This window comes from Nonomuraea sp. NPDC050227 (assembly GCF_044459705.1).
Taxonomy (GTDB): domain Bacteria; phylum Actinomycetota; class Actinomycetes; order Streptosporangiales; family Streptosporangiaceae; genus Nonomuraea.
The window spans coordinates 19,322-34,049 of the sequence record NZ_JBITJF010000007.1 but is presented as its reverse complement, the minus strand read 5'-3'; the positions used below and the strand labels follow the sequence as shown (position 1 = coordinate 34,049).

14 protein-coding genes are annotated in these 14,728 nt (G+C 72.0%); 7 read left to right on the top strand and 7 right to left on the bottom strand.

All coding sequences use genetic code 11. From position 1 onward, the window contains the following. Positions 1-42 precede the first annotated feature (42 nt). From ACIBK9_RS26700 to ACIBK9_RS26690, 3 genes are all read left to right on the top strand, one after another. Complete coding sequence (locus ACIBK9_RS26700; protein ID WP_397161728.1) at positions 43-1,449, top strand: amidase; 1,407 nt, start codon at positions 43-45, stop codon at positions 1,447-1,449. A gap of 53 nt (positions 1,450-1,502) precedes the next feature. Next, positions 1,503-1,793: a hypothetical protein gene (locus tag ACIBK9_RS26695; RefSeq protein WP_397161727.1), complete on the top strand. Its 291-nt coding sequence runs from the start codon at positions 1,503-1,505 to the stop codon at positions 1,791-1,793. Between the two features lie 91 nt (positions 1,794-1,884). Then, positions 1,885-2,271, top strand: coding sequence for a DUF5130 family protein (locus ACIBK9_RS26690; protein ID WP_397161726.1), 387 nt, complete (start codon positions 1,885-1,887; stop codon positions 2,269-2,271). 468 nt (positions 2,272-2,739) lie between these two features. On the opposite strand, the gene ACIBK9_RS26685 is transcribed toward ACIBK9_RS26690, so the two are convergent. From ACIBK9_RS26685 to pepN, 3 genes are all read right to left on the bottom strand, one after another. Next, entirely contained in the window at positions 2,740-3,690 is a 951-nt protein-coding gene (locus ACIBK9_RS26685; protein ID WP_397161725.1) for a hypothetical protein, read from the bottom strand. Positions 3,691-3,803: 113 nt separating this feature from the next. Then, the gene (locus tag ACIBK9_RS26680; RefSeq protein ID WP_397161724.1) at positions 3,804-5,282 is read right to left on the bottom strand and encodes a protein kinase; all 1,479 of its coding nucleotides are present in this window, start codon (positions 5,280-5,282) and stop codon (positions 3,804-3,806) included. A gap of 94 nt (positions 5,283-5,376) precedes the next feature. Then, a complete protein-coding gene (pepN, locus tag ACIBK9_RS26675) occupies positions 5,377-7,941 on the bottom strand; it encodes an aminopeptidase N (RefSeq protein ID WP_397161723.1) in 2,565 nt (854 codons plus the stop codon). A gap of 90 nt (positions 7,942-8,031) precedes the next feature. Here pepN and ACIBK9_RS26670 point away from each other — a divergent pair, with 90 nt between their 5' ends. Both ACIBK9_RS26670 and ACIBK9_RS26665 read left to right on the top strand, forming a co-directional pair. Beyond that, complete coding sequence (locus ACIBK9_RS26670) at positions 8,032-8,652, top strand: disulfide bond formation protein DsbA (protein WP_387679107.1); 621 nt, start codon at positions 8,032-8,034, stop codon at positions 8,650-8,652. A 130-nt stretch (positions 8,653-8,782) separates the two neighbouring features. Next, the gene (locus ACIBK9_RS26665; protein WP_397161722.1) at positions 8,783-10,186 is read left to right on the top strand and encodes an aldehyde dehydrogenase family protein; all 1,404 of its coding nucleotides are present in this window, start codon (positions 8,783-8,785) and stop codon (positions 10,184-10,186) included. Positions 10,187-10,204: 18 nt separating this feature from the next. Here the strand turns inward: ACIBK9_RS26665 and def are convergent, their stop codons facing one another. Beyond that, positions 10,205-10,690, bottom strand: a complete 486-nt coding sequence (gene def / locus ACIBK9_RS26660) for a peptide deformylase (protein ID WP_352360448.1) — start codon at positions 10,688-10,690, stop codon at positions 10,205-10,207. A gap of 90 nt (positions 10,691-10,780) precedes the next feature. On the opposite strand from def, the gene ACIBK9_RS26655 reads away from it, so the two are divergent. Further along, positions 10,781-11,248, top strand: coding sequence for a ribose-5-phosphate isomerase (locus ACIBK9_RS26655; RefSeq protein ID WP_352323623.1), 468 nt, complete (start codon positions 10,781-10,783; stop codon positions 11,246-11,248). Here ACIBK9_RS26655 and ACIBK9_RS26650 read toward each other — a convergent pair. Together ACIBK9_RS26650 and ACIBK9_RS26645 are read right to left on the bottom strand one after the other, a co-directional pair. Continuing rightward, positions 11,245-11,391 (bottom strand): hypothetical protein, encoded by a 147-nt coding sequence (locus ACIBK9_RS26650; RefSeq protein ID WP_352360444.1) that lies wholly within the window; start codon positions 11,389-11,391, stop codon positions 11,245-11,247. The two genes, ACIBK9_RS26655 and ACIBK9_RS26650, sit on opposite strands and share 4 nt — an antisense overlap. Positions 11,392-11,415: 24 nt before the next feature. Further along, positions 11,416-12,648 (bottom strand): GNAT family N-acetyltransferase, encoded by a 1,233-nt coding sequence (locus ACIBK9_RS26645; protein WP_397161721.1) that lies wholly within the window; start codon positions 12,646-12,648, stop codon positions 11,416-11,418. Positions 12,649-12,766: 118 nt separating this feature from the next. Between ACIBK9_RS26645 and ACIBK9_RS26640 the strand changes: the two genes are divergently transcribed. After that, complete coding sequence (locus ACIBK9_RS26640) at positions 12,767-13,882, top strand: PP2C family protein-serine/threonine phosphatase (protein ID WP_352323620.1); 1,116 nt, start codon at positions 12,767-12,769, stop codon at positions 13,880-13,882. 143 nt (positions 13,883-14,025) lie between these two features. Here the strand turns inward: ACIBK9_RS26640 and ACIBK9_RS26635 are convergent, their stop codons facing one another. After that, positions 14,026-14,622, bottom strand: a complete 597-nt coding sequence (locus ACIBK9_RS26635) for a response regulator transcription factor (RefSeq protein WP_352360440.1) — start codon at positions 14,620-14,622, stop codon at positions 14,026-14,028. Positions 14,623-14,728: the final 106 nt, after the last annotated feature.

The following is a 14,728-nucleotide window of genomic DNA, read 5'->3' as shown; positions in this document are numbered from 1 at the left end:
TATGTCTTACGTTCTTCTCTAGAGATGCCTAGTGTGCCGATCGTGCGAGAAATACACGAGCTATCCGCGCTCGAGCAGGCCCGGGCCGTCCGCGACCGTGACGTCTCACCGGTCGAGCTCGCCCAGCACTATCTCGACCGGATCGAGCGGATCGATCCCTCGGTCGGCGCGTACGTCACCGTGACCGCCGAACAGGCGCTCGACCAGGCGCGCCGCCTGGAGAAGGACCTGCCTGACGGGCCGCTGGCCGGGGTGCCGATCCCGGTCAAGGACCTCAATCTGGTCAAGGACGTGCCGATCACTTTCGGCTCGGCGGTCTACCGGGGGTTCGTCGCGCCGGTGGACGACACCGTCGTGACGCGGCTGCGCGAGGCCGGCACGGTCATGCTGGGCAAGACCGCCACCCCCGAGTTCGGGCTGCCCTGCTACACCGAGACCGACGTCTCGCCGCCCGCCCGCTCGCCCTGGGACCTCGGCACGTCGGCCGGCGGGTCCAGCGGGGGAGCGGCCGCCGCCGTGGCCGCCGGGCTGGCGCCGGCCGCCCAGGGCAGCGACGGCGCGGGCTCGATCCGCATCCCGGCCTCCGCATGCGGCCTGTACGGCATCAAGCCCACCCGCGGCCGGATCAGCTTCGCCCCGATCATCCCCGACCTGGCCGGCATGTCCACGAACGGCCCGATCGCCCGTACCGTCGCCGACGCCGCGGCCCTGCTCGACGTCATGGCGCACAACGAGCCCGGCGACCTCTACCTCGCGCCCCGGCACGAGGGCACGTACCTCGCCTGCGCCGGCCGCGACCCCGGACGGCTGCGCATCGCCCGCTACGCCGACCCCGTCGTGCCGGGGGCCGAGGTCGATCCCGAGGTGCTGGCCGCGTACGAGGGCGCCGCCGCGATCCTCGCCGGCCTCGGGCACGAGGTCGTGGAGATCCCCAGGCCGTTCGGCGCGGACCTCGTGCCGCAGTTCGTCACCCTCTGGTACACCTTCGCCTGCATGCACCCGGTCGCCGACGACCAGGGGCACCTGCTCAGGCCGCTCACCCGGTGGCTGCGCGAGCGCGGCCTGGCCACCACCGCCCCCGCCTTCCTCCAGGCCCAGGCCGCCCTCCAGCTCGCCACCCGGGGCGCGCTCACGATCACGAACGCCTACGACGCGGTGCTCACCCCGACCCTCACCCAGCCGCCCAGGCCGGTCGGCTGGTTCGAGGACGTGGACGACGTCGAGGAGACCTTCGAACGCATGAAGCGCTTCGCCGCCTTCCCGGCGATCTACAACGTCAGCGGCCAGCCCGCGGTCAACCTGCCGCTGCACTGGAACGCCGAGGGCCTGCCGATCGGCGTCATGCTGGCCGGGCGGATCGGCGGCGAGGGCACCCTGATCTCGCTGTCGGCCCAGGTCGAGGCGGCTGTGGGCGGGTTCTGGGGCGAGCGGCGGCCGTCCGTCTGGTAGGAGGGTCCCGTACGGGTCTGGCCGGGCACCCGCCGGAGGATTACGTTCGTCGTGTGAACAGCGCGGCGGAAAGTCTGCTCTTTCTCATCGGGGTGTCCTTGGGGCTGTTCGTACTGATCAGCCTGCTGGTCATGGTGCCGGGGCGGGGCTCGTCCCGGGTGGCGGAGCCGGGCCCGGTGTGGCTGGGCGGGCCGTCCGGGAGCGAGCACGGCGTGAGCACGTCGACCCGGGTGCTGGCCGACGGCGCCGCCCCCTGGGCACGGACCCCCGAACCCAACTGGGCGGCCGCGGCCATGGCCGTCGAGCCGGACGAACACCTCGGCGGCGCCTCGGCAGGCTGGTGACACAGCGATGCACCCCTCAGAACACCCCTCGAACCAGCCCTCTGAGCAGCCCTGCGAGCAGGCACCGACACAGGCTTCGGCGCAGACACCGATGCGCACGCGCACCCGTGCGCCCAGGCGGGCACTGACGACGGCTCAGGTCGACGATCTCAGGAGGGCCGTCCAGAGGGCCGAGCGGCGCAGCGGGTTGCGCTTCGGCGTGTTCCTGGGCGAGCCGGTCGGCGCGCGACGGCACTTCGCCGAGCGCCTGCACACCGCCCTGGGCGCCGAGTCGGCCGACGCCGTGGTCGTGTTCGTCGATCCGGCGGGACACGCCCTGGAGATCGTCACCGGCGCGAACGCGAGGCGGCGGCTGAGCGACGGCGCCTGCCGGCTCACCGCCCTGTCGATGGCCACCGCCTTCAGCGCGGGCGACCTGATCGGCGGCCTCCTGTACGGCATCACCGCCCTCGCCGACCAAGCCACCCCCTACCACTGACCCGCCCTCCCACCCCGGCGTGCCGACCTGGCGGGCGCGGCCACGCAGGTGCCCTCCATGTGCAGGCACGGCACCCATGGCTCCAAGGAGCACCGCATCTTCGGCTCAATCACGCCTCGCACGGGCACCCCGCGGCCCGAAGGCACCGCACCCTACGGCCCAGCCACGCTGCCGCGGCACTCTTCCGCCCAGCCACGCTGCCGCGAGTCACCCTTCGGGCCAGTCACGCTGTCGCGAGGCACCTTTCGGGTCGGCCACGCTCTCACGCGGCCCCCTTCCGCGCCGGGCACACCACCGCCGCCGTCGGGTCAGGTGTGCTGTGTCTGCGTCAGCTCAGGCGTGCGGCCCATTTCGGGACTGGATGTGCCTCGGCCCGGATGCGTTGCGCTTGGCGGCGGGCAGGCGTGCCGTCCCCCCGCACCCGAGGGGGACGTGCCCGTCGGCTCAGGTGTGTTCGGGGGTGTGTGGTCAGGCGCGTTGCAGCAGGGTGACGACGTGGTCGCTGACACCGGCGAGCAGCCTGGACGGTTCGATCGGCGCTCCGGCCACGGCCGAGAACAGGGCGGGCAGCCCCGTCAGCGGAAAACCGTCGTCCTTGGCGGCCGCGGCGCCCACCGCGTTCTTGTCCAGCGCCGTCCGGCTGCGCTCCCAGGCGTCGAGCACCTCCTCCGGCGACGGCACCCCGAACCCGTGCCCGACGGGCGCGGCGTGCCGCAGCCGGACGAGCGGCGTCTCGGCGAAGGTCAGCGCGGTACGGGCGCGTACTTGCAGGTCGGCGCGGGGCTCGGGGTCGATCCAGTCCATGGCCGTGCAGGGGTTGCGGCAGGTCGCGACGCAGACCGCGAGCGCGCCCGCCAGCTGGCTGTGCTGCCGGTCGAAGTAGGCCCGCCAGCCCTCGCCGGGTTCGACCGACACCCGCAGCGTGCGGTTCGTGGCCGACTGCTCGGACTTGGTGTGGTCGCACTCACGGTCGCCGATCACGCCGAACCTGCTCCCGGGCGCGCTCAGCCCGGCGGGCCAGCGGGCCGGATCGCCGGCGTGACCGAGCTGCGGCTCGAACGCCAGCAGCGGCAGGTATTCGCTGGCGATGTGCACGGCCGCGATCATGGGGCTCAGCTCCCGCCGGTGCCAGCGGACGGCGATCACCTCGAGCAGCAGGCCGTAGGCGGGCTTGAGCGACTCCAGGGCTCCGCGCGGCTGCTCCCGCGGCGTCTGCGGCATGTGGCAGGCGCGGGCGAGCCGGCGCAGGTCTGCCGGTACGGACCTGGCCTCGGCGGCGAAGTCCTCGGCGTCGAGCGAGAGCAGCCGCTGCCCGAACTCGCACACGTCGGAGATCTCGGCCGTGGGGGCGAGCGCTCCCAGATCGGCGAAGGCGTACCGGCGGGCGAGGGCGATCAGCAGCTCACGAGTCGAATCCACGCGAAGACTTTCTCACGATCTTGCAGCAGTCACGGACATGGGGCACGCACGCACCAGACGTCCCGAAGCGGTGAGACGTAGGGCGCGTTCACGCACCGGACGGCCCGGGGTGGTTACGGGCATGGGGCGCGTACGCATTGCACGTCTTCCGGCGGGCTGGTGACCGTGGGCTCGTCCGTGGGCTCCTCAGGGGGCTGGGTGGGCTCCTGTGTCGGCTCGGGCTCGGAGGTGGTCACGGTCGGCGTGGGCTTCGGCGAGACGGTGGGCGTGGCGCTCGGGGTGGTGGGGGCCACGGTCGGGCCGGGGGTAGCGCTGGTGGTGCCGCTCGGCTTGGCGCTCGGCACGGCCTTGGTCGGCGGCGCGGGCTCCTTGGTGGTGTGCTCGGGGCTGCTCGGGCTGTGGACCTGCGTGGTCTCGTCGGCGGGCGGCAGCACCTGGCCCGTGCTGGCGGGCTCGGCCGGACGCAGCCACACCGACCCCGCCACCGCGGCCGACACCACGACGGCGGCCGCCATCGTGGCCAGGGCCGTCAGCGTGCGACGACGGCGGGAGCTGCCGCCGGCGGGGGTCGACGGCATGGTGAGCGGCGAGCCGGGGTCGGCCACGGGCATGACGCCCGTCGGCTGAAGGCCCGGGTGGGACCCCGTGGGAAGGCCCGGGTGGGACCCCGTGGGAAGACCTGTGTAGGAGCCGGTGGGGAGACCCGTGTGGGAGCCCGTCGTGGGCGGGGTCGCCGGAGCGGCGGTGAGCGGCGGGCCGGGCAGGGCCGCGCCGGTGACCGACGCGCGGGCCGCCCGCGCCATGTCGGACGCCGACGACCAGCGCTGCGCCGGATCCTTCTGCAGCGCCCGCGTCACCACCTGGCGCACGGCCGGCGGCAGGTCGGCCGGCGGCTCGGGCACGGGCGCGTTGAGATGCTTGAAGATGATCTGCACAGGGGTGTCCCCCTGGTACGGCAGCCGCCCGGTCAGGCATTCGTAGGCCACCACGCCCAGCGCGTAGACGTCGACCGCCGGGGTGACCTCGTTGCCCGCGGCCATCTCCGGCGCGCAGTAGGCGGCCGAGCCGAGCATGGTGCCCGTGGCCGTGAGGTGGCCGGCCGAGGCGGAGTGGGCGACCCCGAAGTCGGTCAGCGCGACCTGCCCGTCGGGCCGGACCATGAGGTTGGCCGGCTTGACGTCGCGGTGGACGATGCCCTGGGCGTGGGCCGCGGCCAGCGCGTCGCCCACCTCGGCGACCAGGCGCATGGCCTCCTCCGCGCCGAGCGGGCCGCGTCGCAGGACCCGGTCGAGCGACTCGCCCCGGACGTATTCCATCACCAGGTAGCTGACCCGGCGCCCGTCGGCCTCGTGGACGCCGTAGTCGTAGACGCCGACCACGCCGCGGTGCCTGAGCGTGGCCATGGCTCTGGCCTCGTTCTGGAAGCGCTGGGTGAAGGTGGGGTTCTCCGACAGGGCGGGCATCATCACCTTGACCGCGACGGCCCGGCCCAGCACGAGGTCGTCGGCACGCCAGACCTCGCCCATGCCGCCACCGCCGAGGCGGTCGGCCAGCATGTAGCGGTCGTTGAGCGTGGTACCGGCGCCTAGCACGTACTTGAGGCTAACACCCGGTCTCCGTGCTCAGGCCGTATTCGCCGCAGCGCGAAGCCGGGTCCCCGCCGGGTGTGGCGGGGACCCGGACGGATCAGGCCGACGCGGCGTCGGTCTCGCGGTTGCGCAGGGCGCGGCTGACGCCGTCGGCGCCCTCCAGGATCAGCCTGCGCAGGGCCTGCGGCGGCTGCTCGGCGGCCAGGAAGTCCTGGGCCGCCTTGACCGTGGCGGGCTCGATGAGCAGCGCGGGGAAGCAGTTCATGGCGAACGTCGAGGCCTTCTCGAACGTCCACTCGCGGTAGACGCGTCCGACCTCGGCGAAGTACTTCTCCCGGTACGGCTCCAGCAGCTCGGCGTGGTGGGCGTCCTGGAAGCCGGCGATGGTGTTGCGGGCGATGTGGTTGGCCAGGTCGCCGCCCACGATCCGGTCCCAGGCCGCCGCCTTGGCCTCGGCCGTCGGGATCGCGGCCCGGCACAGCGCGGCCGACCGCTCACCCGTCGCCGTAGGGTCGCGCTCCAGCTCGGCGGCGATGTCGGGCTCGCCCAGGCGGCCGCCGGAGACCAGCGCGGCCACCAGCGTCCAGCGCAGGTCGGCGTCGACGGTCAGGCCCTCGGGCACGCCGGTGCCGTCGAGGATGGCCTGCAGCAGGTCGAGGTCGGCGCCGGCGACCGCCACCGGGGCGAACGCCTGGAGGAAGGCGAGCTGGTGGTCGGAGCCGGGCGCGGCCGAGCCGAGCAGCGAGCGCAGCTCGGCGGCCAGCAGCGCCTCGCCCTCGGCCCGCCAGGCCGGGGCGGCGTACTGCTGGACGGCCTGGCGCGCCTGGCGCAGCACCGCCTGCAGGACCGTGATGTCGGAGACCGTGCCCGCGCCGGAGATGACCAGCCTGACGTAGTCGCGGGTGGACATCTCGCCGTCGCGGGTCATGTCCCAGGCCGCCGACCAGCACAGGGCGCGCGGCAGCGACTCGGTGAAGGCCGCGATGCCGCCCTCGACGAGCGTGCGCAGGGAACGCTCGTCCAGCCTGATCTTGGCGTAGGTCAGGTCGTCGTCGTTGAGCAGCACCAGGTCGGGCTGCTCGGCGCCGACCAGCTCGGCCACGCTGGTACGGGCGCCCACCACGTCGAGCTCGACCCGCTTGGTGCGGGTGAGCACGCCGTCGGCCAGCGAGTACAGGCCGATGGCGATGCGGTGCGAGCGCAGCGTCGGGTAGTCGGCCGGGGCCTCCTGGAGCACCTCGAAGGAGGTGAAGCGGCCGTCGGACACCTCGAAGGAGGGCCGCAGCGTGTTGACCCACGCGGTCTCCAGCCACTCCTTCGACCACGACGACAGGTCGCGGCCCGAGGTGCGCTCAAGGGCGGCGAGCAGGTCCTTCAGCTCGGTGTTGCCCCAGGCGTGCTCGGCGAAGTAGTCGCGCACGCCGGCCAGGAAGTTGTCCAGGCCGACGTAGGCGACGAGCTGCTTGAGCACCGAGGCGCCCTTGGCGTACGTGATGCCGTCGAAGTTGACCTCGACCGCCTGCATGTCGGGGATGTCGGCGGCGATCGGGTGGGTGGAGGGAAGCTGGTCCTGGCGGTAGGCCCAGGACTTCTCCACGTTGGCGAACGTGGTCCAGGCGCCGTTGCCCCAGCGGGTGGCCTCGGCCTGGGCCAGCACGGACACGTACGTGGCGAAGGACTCGTTCAGCCACAGGTCGTCCCACCAGCGCATGGTGACCAGGTCGCCGAACCACATGTGGGCCATCTCGTGCAGGATCGTCTCGGCGCGCCGCTCGACGACCGCGTCGGTCACGCGGGAGCGGAAGACGTAGTCCTCCAGGAACGTCACGCAACCGGCGTTCTCCATCGCCCCGGCGTTGAACTCGGGCACGAAGAGCTGGTCGTACTTGGTGAAGGGGTAGCGGACGCCGAACACCCGGTGGAAGAAGTCGAAGCCCTGCCTGGTGACCTCGAAGAGGTTGTCGGCGTCGAGGTGCTCGCCGAGCGAGGCGCGGCAGTAGAGCCCGAGGGGGATGCCGTCGTGCTCGGAGGTGACCTTGTGGTACGGCCCGGCCACCAGCGCGGTGATGTACGTCGAGATCACCGGCGTCGGCTCGAACTCCCAGCGCCTGGCCGCCTGGACGCCGCCGTGGCGCCCCGACTGGCCTTCGAGGTCCTCGACCTTGGCCGCGGCGCCGTTGGAGACGACCTCCCAGTCGGCGGGGGCCAGCACGGTGAGCTGGAAGACGGCCTTGAGGTCGGGCTGGTCGAAGCAGGCGTACATGCGGTGGGCGTCGGCCGTCTCGAACTGGCTGTGCAGGTAGACCTTCTGGTCGACCGGGTCCACGAAGCGGTGGAGACCCTCGCCCGTGCGCATGTAGCTGCAGTCGGCGTCGACCAGCAGCTCGTTGGACTCCGCCAGCGAGGGGAGCGGGAAGCGGCCCTTTTCGGCGTCGTAGGAGGAGACGTCGAGGTCGGCGCCGTTGAGGGTGACCTTGCGCACGTTGGCGCCGTGCAGGTCGATGAAGGTGGAGGCGCCCGGGCTGGTGCTGGTGAAGCGCACAGTCGTGACGCTCTCGAAGCGCTCGTCCCCCTCCGTCAGGTCGAGTGCGACCTCGTACGACTCGACCTTCAACAGCCGGGCGCGCTCGCGAGCCTCGTCCCGGGTCAGGTTGCCTGCCAAGTTGCGCTCCTTTTCACCACTTCGTTGTAGTTTGTCGGTATCCTGCCACGCCGGGAATAGGACCTCGACACCCTCAGGTTATGGCCCCACGTGACTGAGAAGATTCCCGTGGACCTGTGGTTCGATCCTTTCTGCCCTTTTGCCTGGGCGACGTCACGATGGCTTCTCGAAGTGGAGAAGGTACGCGCCATCGAGCCGCGCTGGCACGTCATGAGCCTCAACGTCCTCAACGAGGGCAAGGACGTGCCCGACTCCTACCGTGAGGCCATCGTCAGGGCCATCGAACCCGTCCGCGTGGTGGCCGCCGCGCGGGCCGCGCACGGCGACGAGGTCGTCGGCCCGCTCTACACCGAGCTCGGCACGCGCCTGCACAACGAGCGCGGGATGAAGGACCTCAGCCGCCTCGGCGAGCTGATCGAGGACTCCCTGGAGGCGATCGGCCTCAGCCGCGACCTCGCCGCCGCCGCCCACTCCACCGAATGGGACGACGCCGTACGCGCCTCCCACCAGGAGGGCATCACGCTGGTCGGCCAGGACGTCGGCACCCCGGTCATCCGCGTCGGCGCCAACGCCTTCTTCGGCCCCGTGATCACGTCCATCCCGAAGGGCGAGGACGCGGGCAGGCTGTGGGACGGCGTGCTTCTCGTCACCGAGTTCGAGGACTTCTTCGAGCTCAAGCGCACTCGTACCAGACAGCCCACCTTCGACTAGATATGTCGCCACCGCCGGGGTAAGACTCATATCCCGGCGGTAGGTTCTCGGGCGCGCGGAGGATGAGGAATCCCCCTCTGCTCGATCCGTGGTCTCGCCAGCCCCACGACGTGCACGCGAGGATGGCCCCATGCGCCAGCTGTATATCGGCGGTTCCTGGAACGCCTCTACGTCAGACGAGTCCATCGAGGTCGCCAACCCGGCCACGGAGGAGATCATCGACCGGGTGCCCGCGGGCACCCCCGACGACGTCGAGGCGGCGGTGACGGCGGCGCGGGAGGCGTTCCCCGCCTGGTCCGACACCTCGGCGGCCCAGCGCGGGAAGCTCCTCGGCCACGCGGCCGAGCTGCTCAAACAGCGCGCCGAGAGCGTCGCGGCGACGATCGCCACCGACATGGGCGCGCCCCTCGGCTTCGCGCTCAAGGTGCAGACGCTGATGCCCGCCGCCGTCCTGTCCTCCTACGCGCAGCTGGCCGAGAGCTACCCGCGCGAGTCCCGCATCGGCAACTCGCTGCTGGTCAAGGAGCCGGTCGGGGTCGTCGCGGCGATCACGCCCTGGAACTACCCGCTGCACCAGATCATCTGCAAGGTCGGCCCCGCACTGGCCGCCGGCTGCACGGTGGTGCTCAAGCCCAGCGAGGTGGCGCCGCTGGCGGCGTACGCGCTGGCCGAGATCCTCGACGAGGTGGGCCTGCCGCCCGGGGTGTTCAACCTGGTCAGCGGGCGCGGCCCGGTCGTCGGCGAGGCGATGGCCGCCCATCCCGACGTGGACATGGTCTCCTTCACCGGCTCCACCGTGGCCGGCCGCCGGGTCGCCGCGCTCGCCGCCGAGACCGTCAAGCGGGTGGCGCTGGAGCTCGGCGGCAAGTCGGCCAACATCATCCTGCCCGACGCCGACCTGGCCACGGCCGTCAAGGTCGGCGTGGCCAACTGCTTCATCAACGCCGGCCAGACCTGCTCGGCCTGGACCCGCATGATCGTCCACCGCGACCAGTACGACGACGCCGTCCGCCTGGCCGTCGAGGCGACCCGCAAGTACACCGTCGGCGATCCCTTCGACGAGGCCACCAGGGTCGGGCCCCTGGTGTCGGCGGCCCAGCGCGACCGGGTGGTCCGCTACATCAACCGGGGCCAGGAGGAGGGCGCCAGGCTCGTCGCCGGCGGCACCGAGCGCCCGCGCGAGCGCGGCTTCTACGTCGAGCCCACGGTCTTCGCCGCGGTCGAGCCGGGCATGACGATCGAGCAGGAGGAGATCTTCGGGCCCGTGCTGGCGCTGATCCCGTACACGAGCGAGGGCCAGGCCGTGGAGATCGCCAACGCCACCAGGTACGGCCTGGCCGGCGCGGTCTGGTCGGGCAGCCAGGAGCGCGCGGTCGCCGTCGCCCGCAGGCTGCGCACCGGCCAGGTCGTCGTCAACGGCGGCCAGTTCAACCCGCTGGCCCCCTTCGGCGGCTACAAGCAGTCGGGCGTGGGCCGCGAGATGGGCGAGTTCGGCCTGGAGGAGTACCTGGAGATCAAGTCGCTGCAGCTGTAGACCCCGGCCCGCCGCGGCCTACGCGCGCAGCATGATCCTGCGGGCCTCGTCCTTCGGCAGGCGGTCGACGTACAGCCTGCCGTCGAGGTGCTCGGTCTCGTGCTGGAAGCAGCGCGCCAGCGAGCCGCGGGCCTTGATGCGCACGGGCCGCTGGAGCCGGTCGACGCCCTCGACGGTGACGCCCGCGGCCCGCGCGACGGGGGCGTAGATCGGCGTGCGGGTGCGGCGGTCGGGCACCGACAGGCAGCCCTCCTCGTCGGAGACCTCCTCGGCGTCGTCGACGGTCAGCACGGGGTTGGCGACATGGCCCTTGCGCCCGGCGATGTCGTAGACGAACAGCCGCCGCGACACGCCGATCTGCGGACCGGCCAGGCCCACGCCGTTGACCGCGTACATCGCCTGGAACATCTCCTCGATCAGGCGGCGCAGCTCGCGGTCGAAGTCGGTGACGGGCTCGGCGGGCGTGCGCAGCACCGGATCGCCGATGACGCGGATCTCACGCATGCGTCTCCACTTTCGTAAGGACTGGGGAACGGTAGGGGTCCTTACTCTAGCCAGCGAGTGGGATCGGCGGGGCTGTGGAAGACTGGACGGGTGCGTGTCTACATCGGTGCCGACCATGCCGGCTATGAGCTCAAGAACCACCTCGTGTCCTGGCTCAAGGACCACGGCCACGAGGTGACCGACTGCGGTCCCTTCGTCTACGACGCCGAGGACGACTATCCGGCGTTCGTCCTGCGCGCCGCCGAGGGCGTCGGCGGCGACCCCGGCAGCCTGGGGGTGGTGATCGGCGGCTCGGGCAACGGCGAGCAGATCGCGGCCAACAAGGTGCGCGGCATCCGCGCGGCCCTGGCCTGGAGCGAGGAGACCGCCTCGCTGGCCCGCGAGCACAACAACGCGAACGTCGTCAGCATCGGCGCGCGCATGCACACGACCGAGGAGGCGACCAGGTTCGTCGAGGTCTTCCTGACCACCTCCTTCTCCGGCAGCGAGCGCCACAGCAGGCGCATCGCGCAGCTGACCACCTACGAGACGATCGGCCAGCTGCCCTCGCTGCCCTAGGTCTTGCGCCTGGCCTCGCGCCGGGGCGTCTCGTCGCGCAGGGGCCGCCGGTCGGCGGCCTCCTGCTGCTCCTTCGACGGCCTGGACACGTCGCGGGCCCGCATGGCGATGGTCGCGGTGATCTGCAGACTTTGCAGGGCCATGCTCAAGAGCCTACGTCGTGCGTCTCAGAACACCAGCCCGGCCAGCGGCTTGGGGCTCCACGCCATGGCCGCGGCCAGCGCCCGCACCGCGCCCGGCGTGTGCTCGCGCAGCAGGCCCGCGTCGAGCTGCGCGCCGAGCAGGCCGTCGCCCATGTACGCCGAGCCGAGCGCGGACACCGGCACCGTCAGGTGCGGCTCGTCGTCCACCGGCTTGCACTCCGCGCCGGTGGTGTCGGCGGTGAGCCGCCGGCGGCCGGCGTTCCACGGGCACACGTCGTCCTCGATCTCGATCACCAGGTCCACGGGGGCCGCGTAGGCGCGGGCGGTCAGGGCCCGGTCGACGTCCACCAGGCGTACCCACAGCTCGTCGGACCAGGTCGCGCGCAGCTGGCGGGAGTCGGCGAGCAGCGCGATCAGGGCGTCGTCCACCGGCCGGGCGTACGCCTCCAGCCTGGTGATCAGGTCACGGTCCAGCATGTCGCGCCACAGCAGGGCGTAGGCCGCCGGATCGGTCGCCTCCAGCTCGAACACCCGCAGCTCGCCGCTGGGCACGCCGTTGGCGTCCCATGCCGACTTGGTGCGGAACAGCGCGTAACCGCGCACCTCCTGGTCGTCCTCGGCGAGCACCGCGCGCAGCGAGCCCCAGCCGCCCCTGTCATGCTCCTCGTCGGCCAGGAAGGCGTCCCAGACGTGCCGGGTGCGCTCGTACCGGCCCGGACGCCGGGTCACGACCGCGGCGAACACCTTCTCGAAATCGGCCCTGGCCTCGGTGGGGGAGACCACCCTGAGCCGGAGCGCCGGGTCGGTGGGGGCGTCCCGCACGAAGGCCGAGCGGTGCTTGTCAATCTTGTACGACAGTTCGCTGGCCGCCCGTCCGTACCCGAACCTGCCGTAGATCAGCGACTCGGAGGCGTAGAGGGCGGCCACCGACTCGCCGCGGTCGCGGATGTCGGACAGCTGCCGGCGCATCAGCGCGGACAGCACGCCGCGGCGGCGGTGCGAGGGAAGCACGCTGACCGCGGTCACCCCGCCCACGGGGATCTGGCGTCCGCCGGGGACGGTCATCGTGAGGCTGAAGACGGACGTGACGCCCGCCATGGTGGTGCCGTCGAAGGCGACCAGGGTGCGGTCGAACTCCGTGGCGGCCTTGTACCGCTCGTCCTGGGTGGGATGCGGCGTCCAGCCGAACCCCTCTGCGAGCACGCCGGCGAAGCCCGGCCACTCGGATTCGTCAATGGGACGGATCGGATAGGTCATCCGTCCACGGTAGGAGCGGGCAAAGGGGGACGGCCACCCAATATCCGTGCTTAATGATCAAGGCCTTGGTCAAGTGGGCTGCCCAAACAGGGGTCAGACCGATACAGTCACACGCATCATGAGTTCCCGTCCGGCGCCGTTGATTCCGCCACGGGTCCGTGCGGTCCTGGTGCGGGTGCCGTTCCTGGTGTCCGCCGTCCGGTTCGTCCGGAGAGGGCCGCTGGCCCGTGACCGCAACCTGCTCATCACCTTGACCGTGCTCTCGCTCGTCATCGGGCTGCTGGCGGCGAAGGTGTCCACCGAGTGGTTCTCGCCGTCGCTGCTCATCCTGGTCACCCTGATCGGCGGGCTGCAGCTGCGGCTGCGCAGCCTGGTCAAGCTGCTGGTGGCGGTGGGCGTCGCGCTGACCTACGTCGCGGCCACGCTCGGGGTGGCGCGGGTGGGGCTGGGGCTCACGGTGACGATCGTGTTCACCACCGTGCTCGCCGTGCTCATGGCCCGTACCCGGGGCAAGCTCGGCGTGCAGGGGCTGCGCGGCGACGCGATGCTGCTGGAGCTGCGCGACCGGCTCAGGAGCCAGGGCGAGCTGCCCCCGCTGCCGAAGGACTGGGGCGGCAAGGTGGTGCTCAAGCAGGCCGGGGGCTCCTCGTTCGGCGGCGACTTCCTGGTCTCCATGCGCGACGGCGACTCCGTGGAGATCGCCCTGGTCGACGTCTCCGGCAAGGGCGTCGACGCCGGCACCCGCGCGCTGCTGCTGTCGGGCACCTTCGGCGGGCTGCTCGGCTCGGTCGACGACTTCCTGCCCGCGTGCAACGCCTACCTCCACCGCCAGCGCGGCGACGAGGGCTTCGTGACGGCCGTGCACGTACGCCTCGACCTCGCCACCGGCGACTACACGATCACCTCGGCCGGCCATCCGCCGGTGGTGAAGCTCGACTCGGGCACCGGCAACTGGCAGGTCGCCTCGGCCAAGGGCGTGGTGCTCGGCGTGGTGCCCGACCTCCACTGCGAGCCCGACAGCGGCACCCTGCGCAAGGGCGACGCGCTGCTGCTCTACACCGACGGCCTGATCGAGCAGCCGGGGCGCGACATCGACGCCGGCCTCGACCGGCTGCTCGGCGAGGCCGAACGGCTGCTGCCCTCCGGCTTCCGCGACGGCGCCAGGGCGCTGGTCAACGCGATGTCCTCAGGCCACAACGACGACTGCGCGCTGGTGTTGATCTGGCGTCCGTAGTGACGTTTCACATGGGTCAGGTCGTGATGGCGGTCACTGGCAACGGGTTCGGCGGGCTGAGATCATTCGACTGTTCGGGTCCCGGCGGAGCGGCGCGGCTCCACCGGGCCCGTCATCTCGTCCGGTCCCCGCACAACGAGCCGCTACAACCAGCCGCTGTCGCTGGCGATGCGCACGGCGTCCAGCCGGTTGCGGGCGCCCGTCTTGCACATGATCCGCGACAGATGGTTGCGCACGGTGCCGACCGACAGGAACAACTGGTCGGCGATCTCGGTCGATCTCGCCCCGCCCGCCGCGATGCGCAGCACGTCGAGCTCGCGCCGGGTGAGCGGGTTGGCGGCCGACTGCAGGGCCGCAACCGCCAGCTCCGCCTCCACCGCCCGCCCGCCCGCGGCGACCTGGCGCACCCCCTCGGCCAGCCGCTCGGGCGCCACCCGCAGGCTCATGAACCCCAGCACGCTGCCGTTGAACGCCCTGCGCACCTGGCCGGGGCTCGGCCGGGCGGAGAGGATCAGCACCGAGCAGCGGGGGACCTGCTCGGTCAGCTGCGTGGCGACCGGCAGGCCCGGCAGGTCGAGATCGACGATCGCGACGTCGGGCGCGCTCGACCGCGCGGCCGGCAGCACACCGTCGGGGCTGCCCGTCTCGGCGACCACCCGCAGGTCGGGCTCGGCTTCGAGCGTGGCCTGCAGACCGCGTCGCACCAAGGGCAGGTGTTCGGCGATGAGTATGCGGATCAAGACGTCCCCCTCCATCGTCTCCCAGGGTGATCGGCTGATCGCTCACTGTCAATGCGGTCCGTTGATTCACCAAAGTGCGGGCAAGCCCGAGGGATGTGCTGAGTTC

Excerpts from the sequence above, each read along its gene's own strand:
- ACIBK9_RS26690 (WP_397161726.1), top strand. The coding sequence starts at position 1,885 with ATGCGCACGCGCACCCGTGCGCCCAGGCGGGCACTGACGACGGCTCAG.
- ACIBK9_RS26665 (WP_397161722.1), top strand. The coding sequence starts at position 8,783 with ATGCGCCAGCTGTATATCGGCGGTTCCTGGAACGCCTCTACGTCAGAC.
- def (WP_352360448.1), bottom strand. The coding sequence starts at position 10,690 with ATGCGTGAGATCCGCGTCATCGGCGATCCGGTGCTGCGCACGCCCGCC.
- ACIBK9_RS26650 (WP_352360444.1), bottom strand. The coding sequence starts at position 11,391 with ATGGCCCTGCAAAGTCTGCAGATCACCGCGACCATCGCCATGCGGGCC.
- ACIBK9_RS26645 (WP_397161721.1), bottom strand. The coding sequence starts at position 12,648 with ATGACCTATCCGATCCGTCCCATTGACGAATCCGAGTGGCCGGGCTTC.
- ACIBK9_RS26640 (WP_352323620.1), top strand. The coding sequence starts at position 12,767 with ATGAGTTCCCGTCCGGCGCCGTTGATTCCGCCACGGGTCCGTGCGGTC.